The following is a 17,597-nucleotide window of genomic DNA, read 5'->3' as shown; positions in this document are numbered from 1 at the left end:
ACGTTCTGTTATGTAAACGCTTACTTATACGTTTGTATCCTATACAATAAAGGTACCAAATCGAAAGAGGTGGCCAAAATGAGTACGAAAAAAGTATATAGTTTCTTATCACAAGCATTCATATTCTCAGCTATTATGTTAATTTCTAATATTATTGCAACACATTTACCAATTCCAATGCCTTCATCGGTAATCGGGTTAGTTATTTTATTTAGTCTATTATGTTTAAAAGTTATTAAATTGGAGCAAGTTGAATCACTCGGAACAGCTTTAACAGGTATTATTGGATTCTTATTCGTCCCATCAGGTATTTCAGTTATTAATTCTCTTGGTGTAATGGGGCAATACTTTGTACAAATTTTAACTGTAATTGTTGTAGCAACAGTTATTTTACTCGCTGTAACAGGGTTATTTGCACAATTTATTTTAGGAAAAGATGAAAAAGAAACAGAAGATACAAAAGAATTGAAAGTAGTAAATAAAGGACGCAAGCACGGAAAGGTTGCGTAACCATTGCATTTATATATTGTTAGGAGGTAATGAACATGGCAAGCACAATGACTCCATATTTCGGAATCGTCGTTTCATTAATCGCATACGGAATCGGAACATTATTATTCAAGCATTCAAAAGGGTTCTTCCTATTTACGCCATTATTCGTAGCGATGGTATTAGGGATTGTCTTTCTAAAGGTAGGTAACTTTACTTTTGAAGAATATAATACTGGCGGAAAAATGATTAGTTTCTTCTTAGAGCCAGCAACCATTGCATTTGCTATCCCACTCTATAAACAAGTTGATAAGTTGAAAAAATATTGGTGGCAAATTTTATCAGCTATCGTGGTTGGATCTATTTGCTCAGTAATTGTCGTGTTCATTGTTGCAAAAGCAATCGGTTTAGATACAGCAGTAATGAATTCAATGCTACCACAAGCAGCAACAACAGCAATTGCGTTACCAATTTCAGAAAGTATTGGTGGTATTCCAGCAATTACATCGTTTGCAGTTATTTTCAACGCAGTTATCGTATACGCATTAGGAGCATTATTCTTAAAAACATTTAGAGTGAAACATCCGATTGCAAAAGGTTTAGCGCTTGGAACAGCGGGTCATGCATTAGGAGTTGCGGTAGGAATTGAAATGGGTGAGGTAGAGGCAGCAATGGCAAGTATTGCTGTAACGGTAGTTGGGGTTGTAACAGTAGTTGTCATCCCAATGTTCATACCATTCATTGGATAGTAAAACTTACTTAAAAAACAAGAAAAGCAAGCTATTTGTAGGACAGATTTCTACTGATAGCTTGCTTTTTATGTTACAGTAGTGGTAAGACCTATTTAAAAAAATGTAAGTTTCCTTAAATCTTCATTAATACTATGTAGAATACGTTTTGAATTAGGTCATTGTATTGTAAAATAAGAAGTAAGCTACTGTATACCTGTTAAGGTAGGCATATAATGAGTTTATAAAAATCTTAATATGAATGAATAATTAAAAGTAGAAAAGAGAGAGAAATCTACTTAGTAACGTTTTAGTTTATAGGACAGGAGAGAGTATTCGTCGATTATGCAAATAAAAAACCTGTTTCAAAGTAAAGGATTTCAGAGGTTACTCGTATTAGTAATACTTGCTCTCGTGTTATACGGGCTGCAAAGTATGTTGAATTTAATATTAATTACGTTTATTCTCACGTATTTAATGGATCGATTCCAAAAGTTTATTTCCCGCAAATTAGATCATTTCATGCCTATTAATCGAAAAATTATTATAGCATTTCTATATGTAATGTTAATTGGTGGAATTGCTATTACGCTATTTAAATATTTACCAGTATTGACGATACAAATTTCACAACTGATTTACCAATTCAATGTATTTTTAAGAAACCCACCAGATAGTGAACTAATTAAGTATGCAGTTAATGCTGTCAATCATATGGAGCTTTCTAAATATGTAGGACAAGGCGTAGACATTTTGTATAAATCGATTACGAATGTTGGTAAATTTGGCCTTCAGGTTTTACTTTCTTTAATTTTGAGTTTGTTTTTCTTATTAGAAAAATCTCGTATTGTTGGTTTTACTGCAAAGTTTAAAGAAAGCAGGCTTGCAATTTTCTATACTGAAATTGAGTACTTCGGAAAGAAATTTGCACGTTCATTTGGAAAGGTAATCGAAGCACAATTTTTAATTGCTGTTGTTAACTGTGTTCTTTCAGTTATCGCATTATGGATATTAGGATTCCCGCAATTATTAGGTTTAGCATTAATGATTTTCTTGCTTGGATTAATTCCAGTAGCGGGGGTTATCATTTCGTTATTCCCACTTTGTATGATTGCTTACAATATTGGCGGTATTATGTACGTTGTTTATATTTTAGTTATCGTAACAGTGATTCATGCGCTTGAAAGTTACGTATTAAATCCGAAGTTTATGTCGCAAAAAACAAATTTACCGATTTTCTATACTTTTATGGTATTAATTTTCTCAGAGCACTTCTTAGGTGTATGGGGACTGATTATCGGTATTCCAATCTTCATTTTCTTACTAGATGTTTTAGACGTGACAAGTGATGAAATGGAGAAGGATGTTGGGAAAAATAAAGTGAAGTAAGAAAAAGCATCGATGTTCGATGCTTTTTCTTTTATAACATGATGTTCCTTATGCCATACTGTAAGAAGAACATAGAATAGGGGTGAAAGAATGGCTGTAAATGAAAAGGTAGAGTTAGCTACATTTGCTGGAGGGTGTTTCTGGTGTATGGTTTCTCCATTTGAAGAGATGGAGGGCATTATACAGGTTATTTCAGGTTATACAGGCGGTCATAAAGAGGACCCAACGTATAAAGAAGTGTGCTCAGAAACAACAGGACATTATGAAGCGGTACAAATTACATTTGATGCAAATAAAATGTCGTATGAGGAATTGTTAAATATATATTGGAGACAAATTGATCCGACCGATATTGGAGGACAATTCCACGACCGCGGACAGTCTTATGAAACAGTGATTTTTTATCATAATGAAGAACAACATAAAAAAGCAGAAGCCTCAAAAGAAGAACTTGAGCAGAGTGGGCGCTTTTCAAAACCAATTGCGACAAAAATACTACCAGCAGCTACATTTTATCCAGCTGAAGAATATCACCAAGGATATCATAAGAAAAACACATTCCGCTATGAGTTATATCGTAAAGGCTCAGGACGAGATGCTTTTATTAAGCAACATTGGCCAAAGGATAATGCTCATTTAAAAGAAAAACTCAATGAGATGCAGTTTTATGTAACGCAGGAAAATGGTACAGAACCACCATTTCGAAATGAGTATTGGAACCATAAAGAGGAAGGTCTTTATGTAGACATCGTTTCAGGTGAGCCGCTATTTACTTCTCTAGACAAATTTGATAGTGGATGTGGATGGCCTAGTTTTACAAAACCAGTTATGTCAGCAAGTGTGAAAGAAAAGATGGATGTGAGTCATAATATGACGCGTACAGAAGTGAGAAGTAAGGAAGGAGATTCACATCTTGGGCATGTATTTCCAGACGGTCCAGGACCAAATGGACTTCGTTACTGCATTAATTCTGCAGCCCTTCGATTTATTCCAAAAGAGGAATTAGAGAAAGAAGGCTATGGTGATTTTCTAGTCTTGTTTGGAAGTAAAAAATAACCTCGCAGTTAGCGAGGTTATTTTTTGTTATTTTGTTTTTTTCTTTTTAAATTTGCTTAATACTTCATAAACGATTGGAACAATAAGAAGTGTTAATAACGTTGAACTTGTTAATCCACCAATTACCGTTACACCAAGTCCTTTAGAAATTAAGCCACTACCTTCAAATCCTAATGCAAGCGGGATAAGAGCACCAATTGTTGCAATTGCAGTCATTAAAATTGGACGAAGGCGTGTTGCACCAGCTTCTAATAAAGCTTCACGTGTTGATAGTCCTTCATTTTCTTTATGAATAACGCGGTCGATAAGCACGATTGCGTTTGTTACAACGATACCGATTAACATAAGCGCCCCAATCATTGCAGACACACTTAATGTTTCACCGGAGATTAATAAGGCAACAAGAGCTCCGATAATTGTAAATGGTAGCGAGAATAAAATTGCGAATGGTGCAAGGGCACCGCCAAATGTAACGACAAGAACGAAGTATACAATGGCAATCGCAGCTAACATCGCTAAGCCAAGTTGCTTAAATGATTCTTCAATATCTTTTGTAACGCCGCCCATAGAAACATCTACGCCAGAAGGAAGATCCATTTTATCTACTTCTTTTTGAACAGCGGCAGATGCTTTTGAAACGTCATCAGATGTTAGTTTTGCACTTACTTCTGCATAAACACGGCCATCGCGGTGTTTCACTGTATTCGAAGTTTCACCTTCTTTTACAGTCATAACATCTTTCACAGCCACTTCATTACCAAGTGGTGTTGTAATTTTACGATTTGTTAAGTCATCGATTGTTTCATAATTTTGTTTTTCAGCTTCTACATATACATTGATATCTTTACCGTCTTTTTTAATTGTTGTCAGAACAGGTCGATCATGTTGATTAGAAAGTCCCATTCCGATTTGTGCAGCCGTTAAGCCCATTTTACTCAGCTTTTCTTGATCTGCGACTAAAGTGTACTCTGCATATGTTTTTGCAATACTAGAGTCAATATCCTTTAAGTCTTTATTTTTCTTCATGATATTTTGAATATCTTTTACGACAGGCTTAATGTCTTCTGAGTTATCTCCGTAAACGTATAGTTTAATTTCGTTACTACCGCCACTTGCTCCGAAGTCTTGGTTTTTCCATTCGCCTTTGCCAGACATCTTCTGTAAATCTTTAACGACTTGTTCTTTCTCCTTTTCAAAGTTTTTCGTGTCGTTATCATATTGCACGAAGAACATTGCTTGGTTTGATTGACCAGGACTCATTGGATTCTCTCCACCTAATGAGAACTGAATTGTTTTGACGTCTTTATTATTTTGGAAGTGCTTCTCAGCTTTTGTTGCAATTTTTTCAACGTCTTCTAACGTTTGACCTGGTTCAGGATTGTATGTTGCGATAATCATTTTTTCTTCTTCAGAAGGTAAGAAACTTACACCGATAACTGGTACAAGTGCAAGACTACCAACTAATAGAAGAACAGCGATACTTGATGTAATAATTTTGTGATTTAAAGCCCATGCAAGTATGCGTTTATACCCATTTGCTAATTTATTTGGTTTTTCTTCATGATGTACTTCTTTTTCCCTCATGCTCTCTTTCTTAAATAAGGAATGAGCTAGCATCGGTACGATTGTAACTGCTACTAGTAATGATGCTAATAAAGCGAAGACGATAGTTAAGGCGAATGGTAAGAACATTTCACCAATCATACCTTTTACTAGTCCAAGTGGTAAAAATACAGCAATTGTTACGATGGTAGAAGACATAATTGGGATAAACATTTCTTTCGTAGCTTCACGAATTAAATCTTTTCCGCGCAATTTCTCTTCTGATAACGACATACGGCGGTAAATATTTTCAATAACAACAATTGAGTCATCGACAACGCGGCCTATAGCAACGGTCATTGCTCCAAGTGTCATAATGTTAAGCGTAATATCCATTTGCTTTATGACTAAAACAGCAATTAATAAAGAAAGTGGTATTGAAACGACAGAGATTAACGTTGTTCGAATATTTCGTAGGAACAGCATAATAATAACGATCGCAAAGATAGCACCGAAAATTGCTTTGCTCAGCATTGTTTCTACTGATTTTTCAATAGGTGCACCTTGATCGAATGTTGAAATAATCTCTAAGTCTTTATACTTTTTCTCAAGTTCTTTTACTTTATCTTTTACTGCATTTACAACATCAACTGTATTTGCATCAGAGGCCTTCACAATTTGAATTCCAATTGCTTCTTTTCCATTTGTTCGAGAAATGGATTCTGCTTTCCCAACTTCTTTAATGTCAGCAATTTCATCTAATGTAACTGTTGGAATCCCGTTCATAGCGGCTGGATTCATTTGTGGCGTTTGTGCACCAGCGCCAGCATTTTGACTACCTTGACCGTTAGGTGAGGAAGGTATAGCTGGTATTTTAAGTTCTTTTAATGCTTTAATCGTTGTAATATTGCCATCTACAACAACTGATTTTTCCGTGTCTTTAAATGTGTATAAGCCAAGTGGTAAAGATACATCCGATCCTTTAATCACATTTTTTACAGTATCTTCACTTAGTCCTAGTTCTTTCATTTTATCTTTCTTAAAGATGAGCTGTACTTCATCTACTTGTTGACCAGCAATTTGAACAGATGCAACACCATCAAGTCCTTTTAATCCCGGTACAACATTTTTTTCTACATTTTCAGTTAAAGTAGCTAAAGATTCATTCTTGCTTGCTACGCTTAACGAAATAACGGGAAAAGCATTGAAGTTTACTCGTGAAACTTTAGGATCTTTAACACCTTCTGGGAGTTTTACATTTGTGAGAGCTTCTTTAATTTCTGTTTCTGCTTTTTCCATATTTTTGTCAAAATCGTATTCTACTTGAATAGAAGATGCGTTTTGAAAAGATGATGAACTCACAACGTTAACACCGCTTAAATTTTGTAGTTGTTCTTCCATCGGCTTTGAAACTTTATCAGCTACTTCTTCTGGTGTAGCACCAGGATAGACCGTAGTTACTGTCACAATCGGTGTTGTAATATCAGGAATTGTTTCCAGCTTCATATTGAGTCCAGAGTAGATCCCCGCAATAGTAACAATAATGGTTAGTAGCCAAACTGCGAACTTATTTTTTAACGAGAAATTGATGATTTTGTTCATGTTTGCGCTCCCTTTGTATTATATTGACCAACTGGTCAGTCTAATACATAATATAACTGACCGTTTGGTCAATCGTCAATAAAAAGGGATGGTATAATACATTTATAATAAGATGCGAGATTAAATTTAGGAGAGAAGATATGAAAGAAAAAGAGCGTTTAATTATAGAATCGGCTATGAAGTTATTTGCTACTAAGGGTGTAAATGCGACATCAGTGCAGGAAATTGTGACAGCTAGTGGTATATCTAAGGGAGCTTTTTACTTATATTTTAAATCGAAAGATGAGCTTTTATTAGCGACACTTCGATATTATTATGACAAAATCCAAAAGAAAATGCTGGATATTGAACAAGAGTCTTTATTACCACGTGAAAAATTTGCAAAACAATTACATTGTCAGTTTAATGATATACAAAAGCATAAAGAATTTATTATTATGCATGCGAGAGAAAATGCAATTCCGTTTAATAAAGAAGTAGAAGAATTTATGATGCGGATGAAGTTAGAGTCTCATGCATTTTATCGGAATAGTTTATTGTCCATTTATGGTGAAAAGGTTATGCCATATTTATTGGATTTAGTAATTATAGTAGAAGGCATATGCCGTGGTTATTTAGAATTAATTATTTTACAAGCACCAGAAATTGATTTATCGTATGTCGCTGCTTTTATTTTAAAAAGAGTAGATCATTTAGTAGATGGTTTGGTAGAATCTTCGGAAGAACCTATTTTACATGAAGAAAAGCTTGGAGAATTCCTTTGTAAATCAGAGCTTATTAAGGAACAAGTTAAAGAGCATTTTTTAAAAGAAATTATTGTATTTAAGCGTAGTTTAGCTGATCAATTAGAGGATGATGAGTTGTTAGTAACGTTAGATGTTTTAGAGGCGGAAATACGATTGCTTAATCCAAGAATTCCAGTAATTAGAGGTATGTTAGCAAATTTAGAGGCGTATCCGGAATTAAAAGAATTTCGATTACGACTTATAGGATACTACAATATAAAAAATTCTTAATAAAAATAAGTAAAAAACTCCTTGTCTACACAAGGAGTTTTTTCTTAAAGACTATTTACTATTTTGAGACCATTCTTCAACATCCCAAACTTTTGTAATCCAATCTTCATAGAAGTCCGGTTCGTGACATACAAGGAGGATTGTTCCTTTATATGCTTTCATAGCCTTCTTAAGTTCCGCTTTTGCTGTAACATCAAGATGGTTTGTCGGCTCATCAAATAGTAGCCAGTTACTTTCCTCACCCATTAGCTTACATAAACGAACTTTTGCTTGTTCTCCACCACTTAATTGACTTAATGGGCGAGAAATATGTTCATTTTTTAATCCGCATTTTGCTAACATCGCACGAATTTGATGCTGGTCTAAACCAGGGAATGTATTCCATACATCATCAATTGGTGTTATATTGTCAGCTTTAACTTCTTGCTCAAAGTATGCAGGCTCTAAGAAGTCACCAAGGCTTGTTTTACCGCTTAAAGGCTTAATTTTACCTAAGATTGTTTTTAGTAACGTTGATTTACCAACACCGTTACATCCAACAATAGCAATTTTTTCACCACGTTCGATCGTCATTGATAGCTTTGGTAGTAGCGGATGTGTATATCCGATTTCTACATTTTCACCTTCAAAGACGAAGCGACTACTTGCGCGACTTTCTTTAAATGAGAATTCAGGTTTAATTGCTGTTTCTGGGCGATCAATAAGTTCCATGCGATCAAGTTGCTTTTGACGACTCTTTGCACGACCTGTCGTTGAATAACGAGCCTTGTTTTTTGCAATGAAGTCTTCTTGCTTTTTGATAAACTCGCGCTGCTTTTCATAAGCGTTTATATGTTGGTTTTTATTGATTTCTGCTAGTTCTAGGAATTTTTCATATGTCGCTGTATAGCGTGTCATTTTTGTGAATTCTAGATGGAAAATAACATCAACACATTTGTTCATAAATTCTGTATCATGAGAAATTAATAAGAATGCATGTGGGTATTCTTTTAAATAATTTGTTAACCAATGAATATGTTCAACGTCTAAATAGTTAGTAGGTTCATCAAGCAATAATACTTCTGGCTGTTCAAGTAATAGCTTTGCAAGCAATACCTTTGTACGTTGTCCACCACTTAGTGCTGAAACATCACGATCTAAACCAATAGCATCAATTCCAAGACCACGTGCAGCCTCTTCAATTTTCATATCTAGTAAATAGAAACCACCTGCTTCAAGTGCATCTTGTATTTCTGCCATTTGTTCAAGAAGTTCTTCTAGTTCTTCTGGTGTAGCAGTTCCCATTTTTTCTGTAACTTCATTTAAAGCTTTTTCCTTTTCGAATAACGGTAAAAATGCATCCGCTAGTACGTCACGGATCGTACGTCCAGGCGTTAAAACAGTATGCTGATCTAAGTAGCCGTAATGTGTGCCCGGTGTCCATTCTACACGACCTTGGTCATGAATAAGCTGACCAGTAATGATATTCATGAATGTTGATTTACCAACACCGTTTGCACCAACTAATCCAACGTGCTCACCTGCTAATAATCGCATAGATACATCTTTAAATAATGTACGATCACCAAATGTATGTCCTAATTTTTCAACTGTTAATAAGCTCATAGTATCCTCCGTCCAACTTGAAATAGTACCTTGAATCATGATACTAAATTCTTTCATATAATGCCATCATTTCAAAATGTATATTTTTTCAAAAGAAGTGTTTGTAAATGTTAGTATATAAAAAAGTTACTTCTACCTACAGAAGTAACTTTTTGGTTATGCCTTTTGTTTAACTTCACTAACTTTCTTTTCAGCTACAATAAAATGCGGTCTACGTTTTGTTTCATAATAAATACGACCGATATATTCACCAATAACACCTAGGAATATGAGTTGAATACCGCCAATAAATAGTATAGCGGAAATGAGAGTAAAGTAACCAGGAACTTCCACACCACCAAGGATGATTTGAACGAACGTAGTGATTACGTATAAAAGTCCTAAAATGGTTGTTAGTAATCCGAGATATATAGATAGACGTAACGGTTTATTATTAAATGAAATTACACCATCAATTCCGTAATTTAATAATTTCGAGAAGGTCCATTTACTTTCTCCATCAGAACGTAATACATTTTCATATTCAATGATTAATTCGTTATAACCGATCCAAGAAAATAAGCCTTTTGAAAATCGGTTGTATTCACTTAAAGATAATAAAGAATCTACTGCTCTTCGACTTAAAAGTCTAAAGTCACCAATACCGTCTACTAATTCAATATCTACAAATTTATTCATCACTTTATAGTAAAGACGAGAGACGAAAGAGCGAACGGGTGAATCACCAGTTCTTGTTCTTTTTGCAATGACTTGGTCGTAGCCGTCGTTATATCCTTCTAACAGTTCTTTTATTAACGTAGGAGGGTGTTGTAAGTCAGCATCCATAATAACAATTGCATCGCCTGTAGCATATTTTAAACCAGCTAACATTGCAGCTTCTTTTCCGAAGTTTCGACTAAATGATATGTAGTGTACTGACGAATCTGAACTAGCTAAATCACGTAAAATATTTAAAGTATCATCTTTACTACCATCATTAACAAAAACAAATTCATAATCGGTAGTTAATTTATGAATTTCAAGAGAAGTCTCTGAATAAAAGGCTCGAAGCACCTTTTCTTCATTGTAGCATGGTACAACGATTGAAAGAGTCATTTTTGACACTCCTTGTTTGTAGTGGGTTAAAACAATGTTATGCGTTTTTATATGAATCTATCCAATTGGATAGATTCATGATTCATTGATTGCTCATTATTGCTTTTTAAAAGAAAATTTTCGTCGTGCTTTTGGATTTTTGAAAATTAGTAAAGCTATACAGATAATTAGTGAGATGATTGATATAATCATACCTAATTTGAAGTAAGGTGTAACGTAAGTCATTTCGATTACATGTGAACCTTTTGTAATGGGAACACCGATAAAGGCAGAATTCGCTTTCGTAAATTCTGTTTCTTTTCCATCAATTTTTATAGTCCAGCCTTTACTATATGGGACAGATAAATATAGGAGCCCGTCTTTATTTGATTTGATATCCCCTTTTAAATAATTGTTCTTATAATAAATATTTTCAAGCCTATTTTCAGTTAGTTTTTTTGTTTCTTTTTGTACACTTTCATAGTTTACAATATTTGCTTGCAAGTCACCTAATTCATACTCACCTGCCATATCAATAGAGATAGTTAGGTTTTCTGGACGCTCATTGCCCAAATTGTAAACAAACCTTTCTAACGGATAAGAGTATGCACCAGCATCGTCCCCTTTTCCTATCGTTTTTCCATTAACAGTTGCATTGAATGTGCCTGCATTTTTTAATTTTAATTCTATCAGTAGATCACCAGGTGTATCAGGATAATTGATAGGTACAATCATATTTCCAAAGCCATGAACAATTAGTTTATTTTCTTGTTTTTCCATGTTTTCGAATTTTGCTTTTTCCGTTTTAATAGATACTGCCTTTGATTTGAGGTCTTGTTTATTAAAATGGTTTAATGAAAATTCTTTTGTATTATTAACGACAACAGCATGTAATAATAATTGATCACGCTGAGCGAAGTTTAATTTAGAAAATTCTTCTTCACTTATAGCCGAATCATATACATATCCTAACGGTAAAGCATAGTCATTTTTGTAAATATTATATGGTCCTACTTGCTGTAATAGTTTATATCCATAAGGTACATTCTTTGAATCTGTATCAGCACTTAATACGCGATATTTTATACCTAGCATATTTTCGAGTAGTAGTCGACTATCAGCTTGATAAAACATTGAAGGTGTATCGTACATTTGGAATACACCATATTTATTTTTCATAAAGTCATGGACATAATAATTAACTAAGCTTTGATACGTACTTACGCCATGATATCCTTGTAGCATCGGTGTGTTATATTCGCTATATGGATTAAGAATACGATAAAAGTCTTTATCATTTTCTTGTATGTAGCGAATTGCAGCAATTTCTTCTTTATTATCATAGCCTGGTTCGTGTAACTTTTCAGTTGAAATCTGGCTCTGTCCGTAAACGGTGCTAAGTATATTATTCGCATACATATAATTCATAGAAATTGTGCTAACGAGTACATTCAATACAACTAAAAATTGTATGAAAGGTTTGGAAATATAACGCCATAAACATACTGTAATAACAGAAAGAACGACAGTTCCGAGTAAAATGTTATCAACGTCTTGTAAAGGTTTATCAGTTACATTTATATTTGCTTTTCTATAAAATGCATAAATGAATAATCCAATAGACACTAATAAACTTATTAAATAAGGTAATTTGTAGTCTTTCTTATGAATAATCATCCAATCTAGAATGTATGCAATTGTTTGGGCAATTACAAATACAAATAAATAGAACCATCTAGATTGCATTGCTGAAAAACCATTAAACACAGAATATGTATATGGAAGCATAAACAGAATGAACATGAATAACGTAAAGAATACTTTATTTTTAACGAGTTTATCACGTATAAACATTCCAAATACGATTAAGAATAAAATTAAAGCTGGTAAAGCTAATTGATGATTTTCAGCATTATACATGAAGAAAATATTTTCCATTAAATCTTTATAAAATTTATCTTCAAATAATAATGGTATCTCAAACTTTTTTGATAGTCGATCAGCACTAAATACGGCATTAACTGATGGGAGGAAGCAAACGGCGGCTAAACCGAGTGATAATCCATACAATAAACCGATTCTAATATAATAAGTTAGAAAAGAGACAATCGTTTTATTTTGTTGTGTCGCAAAGTATTGGAATAATGCATAAATAAATATGAAAATACTTGTGATAAAAGCAAAATAAAAGTTTGATGCTAACATTAAAGTAGCAGCGATTAGGAAAAGTCCGCGCTTCTTTTCAATAATATATTTATCAAGTCCCCATATTACTAATGGTAAAAATACAATGGCATCAGCCATGAAATCCCATAGTAAAGAGTGGCGGATGAAAGTAATACAACCACCATATATAATAGCAGCAACAAAAGATGAGAATGCTGTTTTATTATGGTAACGTAAAGAACCATACATGAATACCATAGCTAAAAAGTTTTTTAAAATACTCATGTATAATTTCACGTCATATACTTGCTCAAGACTTAGTTTAGGTAGTAACAGTGTAATCCAGAAAAACGGTGATGTGCTGTAATAATAACTAAACTCTCCAAATAAATCTCCACCTAATCCATAATCAAAAGACCAAAAAAGGTTGCCATCTTTAAAGGCATGTTGTAGAAGAAACGTAAAAAAACCAAATTGACGTAACGCATCCCCTGTACCAGAAAAGGCTTGATTAGATGTTAAAAAGAAATAATGAAAAGCAAAAGCGCACAATAATAATATTGGCATAATTATTATTGTTTTCTTGGAAAAGAATTTATTATTCGGCTTTATGCTCATAAAAATTGATAATCCTCCTTTGAAAGTCGTTACATGTAGCAACTAGTTTTTAGGTAGCATATAAAAACACACCAATTTTTAAAGGTGTGTTCTTTAGTTTTAACATGAGAAAATATATATTTTTGTTGAAGCATATATATTTTTACAAGCGTTGAAGTTCATAGTTTACATGTAATTTAGTATAAGGCATTTTCAGAAAGTAAGTCAATTTGAGCTGGAATATATAGCATTTTTTTACTGAAGAAAAATGATGGTATATAAAAAAGCAAAAAGCTTTTCCATTTTTAAATAGGAAAAGCTTTTTGCTTTTAAGCATGTTTGCGAATAAGCTTTTGTTTTATAAATCCTAAAACGAATCCACGTATTTGAGGATCAATTACAATTCCGATTATACCGTATAGTATACCAGTAAGAGTTAAAGCAACTAATGGTGGTAAGTTGATTAATGCAATTCGGTATATACCGTAACTAATAATAAAGGCTAAGGAATTAAATATAATTCCTTTAACTAATAATTGCATGCCTTTACGAATAAAGAGGGTAAATCCGATTAATAGTGTAATTTCGGTAATGATGGCTGCGGCAGCTGCCCCCATCATTCCATATTTACTACCTAATACAATATAACCTATGATGGCAACAACTAATCCAATAGTCATTGTTGTTGCACGTTTCCATTGCTGGCCAATCGTTGTTAAATTATCGGCTAGTGGATAGTTAATTGATTGTAAAATAACCATAAACGCTAGAATAGCAAGAGCGTCACCAGCGGGAGCGTATTTTTCTCCTAATAAACTAACAATCCAGAAACTTGGATCAGCAATAAAGGGGATAGAAATTCCCATTCCTAAAAAAGACATAAGTTTTAATTCAAAACTTGATAATTTTCTATGTTCTTCAATATTTTTCTCATTACCAAAAGCAAAAAGTCTTGGATAAAAAGCAGCTGCAATTACTCCAGGTATTTGATATAGTACAGCAGGTATTTTAGATGCAGCACCAAAGAATCCAACTTGCTTATATGTTGAAACCTTTTCTAATATAATAGGGCCCAATTGTGGTAAGAGCATAATAATGATTCCGTTGATCGTGAAAATAAGTAGTTGATCTAAAATGCCTTTATCCCAACCCTTATGGACTTTCGTGTAACGTATTGTCATTATAAAGGCGATAACACCTGTTACAAGACTAGATACCCCGTACATGGCAGCAACCATCATAAGTGACCATTGGAAAGACATCCCTAGTAATAGGGCAGCAGCAGCTGTTACACCTTGTAGTACAGAAATAATAGCTGTAAATTGCATGCGTTCTGTTACTTGGAAGTAAGCCATACCAACACCTTGTAAGGTTGCTCCGAACATTGTTGGTAGGACAACCCAATATACCATCGCACGTAAGTAAGCATCGGGATAGAAGAACTGGGCAAAAATAGCGAAAAGTACAGAAATTACGATAGCTAATATTAAACGAATACGTAAATAACTACTTATTAGCACACTAATATTAGCATCGCTTCTCGTTCCTTCACGCATAAACGTATGTGTTAAACCTGCATCTGTAAAGTAACAAATAACAGCTGAAACTGCTAACGCAGTTGTAAACATACCGTAATCACTTGGAGAAACATATCTTGCAAAGAAAATTGTTGCAATAGCCAGTACAAAGCGGACAGTAATGTTTCCTACAAAGAGGTAGGATGCGTTTTTTAGAATTTTATTTGTTTTCATGAGAAAAGACCTTTCTATTCTTTAGGACCCGGTTAGTTTGTCCTATTTGTAAATTTAATTTGTTCACAGAAAGAGAGAGTATCGTTATATTTTCAGTTTAAGAAAACAGAAATTTAATTCGTACAAACCAAAGCATTGCATATAGTTTTTTACTACGCTTTCCATTCTTTGAATAGATTTTACGGCAATATTTCCTTATATCTTTTTTGATTAATTGAACTTGTGATTTATCTAATCGAGAGTTTTCTTTAATATATATACAAGCGTTATTGATGACTGTATAAGGGAATAAATAAGTCTCAAGAATCTCAATCAGTGACTGAGGGTCTTTCGTAATGAAGTCTTGAGATTTATTATGTACCCAATCTTTCATACGATTGAATACTTCTAGCTCTTTTGTTGTTTTTAATTCATAATCTTTATACTTAGAAGAAAGATTTCCTTCTGATAAGATTCTATAATAAGTTAAGTATTCATCGACATAACATACATTTGTCAAACTCATAAGTTTAAATAAAAACTCTAAATCTTCTCCCCAACTACATCCTGGTGTAAAACGAATGTTATGATCCATTACGATGGATCGTTTGAAAATCCAAGTACTTGTTTGAGCAACAACTTGATGTGTTAGGAATGCTTTTGCCATATCACCTTTAATAAAGTTTGTTGTATGTTCAACCTTCTCGCCTGTTTCTTCGTAGAAATTCATATAACCACAATAGCACGCGTCCATGTTGTTTTTATGCATACTCTCGATTTGTTTCTCAATTTTAGTTGGATGCCATAAGTCGTCACTATCAAGGAAAGCGATATATTCTCCGCTAGCATTTTCGATACCTGTATTACGGGCTACCGAAACACCTTGGTTTTTTTGATGAACGTATTTTACTTGTCCTGGGTATTTTTCAGCAAGGTTTTTCACAATAGAAGGTGATTGATCTTTACTTCCATCATCTACAATTACAATTTCAATGTTTTTATATGTTTGATCTAGTATTGACTGCATCGTTTCTTCAATATATTTTTCCGTGTTATACAGGGGTATGACAACAGAAACAAGTTGCTTTTGTTCCATCATAGAATTTTTATCTCCTCAAGTTTTTTATGTCTTGCATCATATATACAAGCCTTTTGGAAGGAAGAAGATTACAAGAACATCTGTATAAGTTTAACGCATATAAACTTTGTAAATCAACTTTCTATTGTTGTACTTTGTATAAAAAGTATTTATTATAGAACGTATTGTGTTGTAAAAATATAGAAATATATTTTGAAAATTATGTATCTGAAGGGAGAAGATGAGATGTTAGGGCGATTTACTCGCAAATCTAATATAATCCTTTTAGGGATTATTATGATAGTCGGTTTTGCACTTCGTTTTGCAACTTTACAAACACATGGTGCAGATCTATCTATAGCTAGCGATGATATAGGTTATCAAAAAACGGCAAATATTTTATTGGAAACAGGGATGTTAACATATCATGAACCAGATAAACCAACGATTCATATTATGCCGGGTTTTCCAGCTTTATTAGCTGTTGTATTTTATTTTTTTGGAAATGGCAGTGAAGGTCTTTTTGTAGCAAAATTAATTATTATCCTATTAGGGGTACTTAGTATTTTGCTAACTTATAAGATTGGTACTTATTTATTGAATTCTGCTGCAGGATTAATAGGTGCTTTCTTATTAGCTGTGTATCCTCCAGAGATTGTTATGGAAAATTTAACTTTAACAGAAGGACCGTTTCTATTCCTTTCATTAGGATTAGTATATTGGAGTTTAAAATTAGCTGATACTCATAAAACGAAACATCTTCTGATTGTATTAATTTTCTACTTTTTAGCACTGTACCTCCGTGTACAAATTGCCTTATATCCAATCTTACTATTTGGGTATCTTTTAATGAAACGCTACCCATTCCGTATTATGATGAAGCAAGCGATTATAAGCATAGGAATAGGACTTATCGTACTTGGACCATGGTGGGCTCGCAATTACATTCAATTTGATAAATTTATCCCACTAACTGCTGGGGCAGGGAATCCGTTATTACTTGGAACGTATCAAGGGAAAGGTTACCCAGAAGGTAAGGATATGGGGGAACTTGAAATAGAGTTACATGCAAAATACCCTAATCTTGAAGCACATGAATTTATGGAATTAGAAGAAAAAATAGCGATTGATAAAATGAAGGAATGGTGGAAAACTGATAAGGAATCTATGATAGAGAGTTATTTAGTTTTGAAGCCAGAAATTCTTTGGAAAAAACCGTATTATTCTATAGAGCATAATATTGAAGTATTCAATGTTTCTGCAAAGGATATGAATGAAATATATAATTTTATTAAGACGACGTTTTTAATATGTACAGTACTTTCATTTATTTTCCTTTTAAAAAGGTGGAGAGAGACTACATTTTTATGGTCAATCCTTTTATTGCAAACAGCTTTAACATGTTTTTATGTTGCATATGAACGATATGCATTACCGTTAATACCATTCTTATTTATTATAATTGGAGTTGGGACCGTGGCAACTGTTATGAAAATTAGTAAATTATTAATTAGAAAAAAATAGT

General features: G+C 33.4%; 12 protein-coding genes. 6 read left to right on the top strand and 6 right to left on the bottom strand.

Annotation, left to right across the window (positions count from 1 at the left end):
* The first annotated feature begins 78 nt into the window (after positions 1–78).
* The 4 genes from lrgA to msrB all read left to right on the top strand — a co-directional run bounded on the left by lrgA (position 79) and on the right by msrB (position 3,662).
* Positions 79–510, top strand: a complete 432-nt coding sequence (lrgA, locus tag GBN78_RS05555) for an antiholin-like murein hydrolase modulator LrgA (RefSeq protein ID WP_000104901.1) — start codon at positions 79–81, stop codon at positions 508–510.
* Positions 511–545: 35 nt separating this feature from the next.
* The gene (gene lrgB, locus GBN78_RS05550) at positions 546–1,238 is read left to right on the top strand and encodes an antiholin-like protein LrgB (RefSeq protein WP_000168868.1); all 693 of its coding nucleotides are present in this window, start codon (positions 546–548) and stop codon (positions 1,236–1,238) included.
* A gap of 324 nt (positions 1,239–1,562) precedes the next feature.
* Positions 1,563–2,606, top strand: a complete 1,044-nt coding sequence (locus GBN78_RS05545; protein WP_001166010.1) for an AI-2E family transporter — start codon at positions 1,563–1,565, stop codon at positions 2,604–2,606.
* A 90-nt stretch (positions 2,607–2,696) separates the two neighbouring features.
* Positions 2,697–3,662 carry a peptide-methionine (R)-S-oxide reductase MsrB gene (msrB, locus tag GBN78_RS05540; protein WP_152127055.1) on the top strand — a complete coding sequence of 322 codons (966 nt, stop codon included), beginning with the start codon at positions 2,697–2,699 and terminating at the stop codon, positions 3,660–3,662.
* 27 nt (positions 3,663–3,689) lie between these two features.
* On the opposite strand, the gene GBN78_RS05535 is transcribed toward msrB, so the two are convergent.
* Positions 3,690–6,806 (bottom strand): efflux RND transporter permease subunit, encoded by a 3,117-nt coding sequence (locus GBN78_RS05535; protein WP_152127053.1) that lies wholly within the window; start codon positions 6,804–6,806, stop codon positions 3,690–3,692.
* Between the two features lie 140 nt (positions 6,807–6,946).
* Between GBN78_RS05535 and GBN78_RS05530 the strand changes: the two genes are divergently transcribed.
* Entirely contained in the window at positions 6,947–7,822 is an 876-nt protein-coding gene (locus GBN78_RS05530) for a TetR/AcrR family transcriptional regulator (protein WP_000659645.1), read from the top strand.
* A gap of 51 nt (positions 7,823–7,873) precedes the next feature.
* Here GBN78_RS05530 and GBN78_RS05525 read toward each other — a convergent pair whose 3' ends face one another.
* The 5 genes from GBN78_RS05525 to GBN78_RS05505 form a co-directional block, all read right to left on the bottom strand.
* Entirely contained in the window at positions 7,874–9,427 is a 1,554-nt protein-coding gene (locus tag GBN78_RS05525; RefSeq protein WP_000055410.1) for an ABC-F family ATP-binding cassette domain-containing protein, read from the bottom strand.
* A gap of 156 nt (positions 9,428–9,583) precedes the next feature.
* On the bottom strand, positions 9,584–10,522 hold the full coding sequence (locus GBN78_RS05520) for a glycosyltransferase family 2 protein (protein WP_000175827.1): 939 nt from the start codon (positions 10,520–10,522) through the stop codon (positions 9,584–9,586).
* A 96-nt stretch (positions 10,523–10,618) separates the two neighbouring features.
* A complete protein-coding gene (locus tag GBN78_RS05515) occupies positions 10,619–13,285 on the bottom strand; it encodes a YfhO family protein (protein ID WP_053513758.1) in 2,667 nt (888 codons plus the stop codon).
* Positions 13,286–13,593: 308 nt separating this feature from the next.
* Positions 13,594–15,015: an oligosaccharide flippase family protein gene (locus GBN78_RS05510; RefSeq protein ID WP_000856129.1), complete on the bottom strand. Its 1,422-nt coding sequence runs from the start codon at positions 15,013–15,015 to the stop codon at positions 13,594–13,596.
* A gap of 97 nt (positions 15,016–15,112) precedes the next feature.
* Entirely contained in the window at positions 15,113–16,093 is a 981-nt protein-coding gene (locus GBN78_RS05505; protein WP_000970520.1) for a glycosyltransferase family 2 protein, read from the bottom strand.
* Positions 16,094–16,318: 225 nt separating this feature from the next.
* Here GBN78_RS05505 and GBN78_RS05500 point away from each other — a divergent pair, with 225 nt between their 5' ends.
* Positions 16,319–17,596, top strand: coding sequence for a glycosyltransferase family 39 protein (locus GBN78_RS05500; protein ID WP_000901470.1), 1,278 nt, complete (start codon positions 16,319–16,321; stop codon positions 17,594–17,596).
* The last annotated feature ends 1 nt before the right edge of the window (position 17,597 follow it).

Source organism: Bacillus sp. B2-WWTP-C-10-Post-4, from assembly GCF_009183805.1.
In the GTDB taxonomy this organism is placed as follows: Bacteria; Bacillota; Bacilli; order Bacillales; family Bacillaceae_G; genus Bacillus_A; species Bacillus_A cereus.
Note: the sequence above shows the minus strand (reverse complement) of the source record. Positions and strands in the feature narration are given on the sequence as shown.

Coding starts and splice junctions, on each gene's coding strand:
- GBN78_RS05530 (WP_000659645.1), top strand. CDS start 6,947: ATGAAAGAAAAAGAGCGTTTAATTATAGAATCGGCTATGAAGTTATTT.
- GBN78_RS05535 (WP_152127053.1), bottom strand. CDS start 6,806: ATGAACAAAATCATCAATTTCTCGTTAAAAAATAAGTTCGCAGTTTGG.
- GBN78_RS05525 (WP_000055410.1), bottom strand. CDS start 9,427: ATGAGCTTATTAACAGTTGAAAAATTAGGACATACATTTGGTGATCGT.
- msrB (WP_152127055.1), top strand. CDS start 2,697: ATGGCTGTAAATGAAAAGGTAGAGTTAGCTACATTTGCTGGAGGGTGT.
- GBN78_RS05505 (WP_000970520.1), bottom strand. CDS start 16,093: ATGATGGAACAAAAGCAACTTGTTTCTGTTGTCATACCCCTGTATAAC.
- GBN78_RS05510 (WP_000856129.1), bottom strand. CDS start 15,015: ATGAAAACAAATAAAATTCTAAAAAACGCATCCTACCTCTTTGTAGGA.
- GBN78_RS05520 (WP_000175827.1), bottom strand. CDS start 10,522: ATGACTCTTTCAATCGTTGTACCATGCTACAATGAAGAAAAGGTGCTT.
- lrgB (WP_000168868.1), top strand. CDS start 546: ATGGCAAGCACAATGACTCCATATTTCGGAATCGTCGTTTCATTAATC.
- GBN78_RS05500 (WP_000901470.1), top strand. CDS start 16,319: ATGTTAGGGCGATTTACTCGCAAATCTAATATAATCCTTTTAGGGATT.
- lrgA (WP_000104901.1), top strand. CDS start 79: ATGAGTACGAAAAAAGTATATAGTTTCTTATCACAAGCATTCATATTC.
- GBN78_RS05545 (WP_001166010.1), top strand. CDS start 1,563: ATGCAAATAAAAAACCTGTTTCAAAGTAAAGGATTTCAGAGGTTACTC.
- GBN78_RS05515 (WP_053513758.1), bottom strand. CDS start 13,285: ATGAGCATAAAGCCGAATAATAAATTCTTTTCCAAGAAAACAATAATA.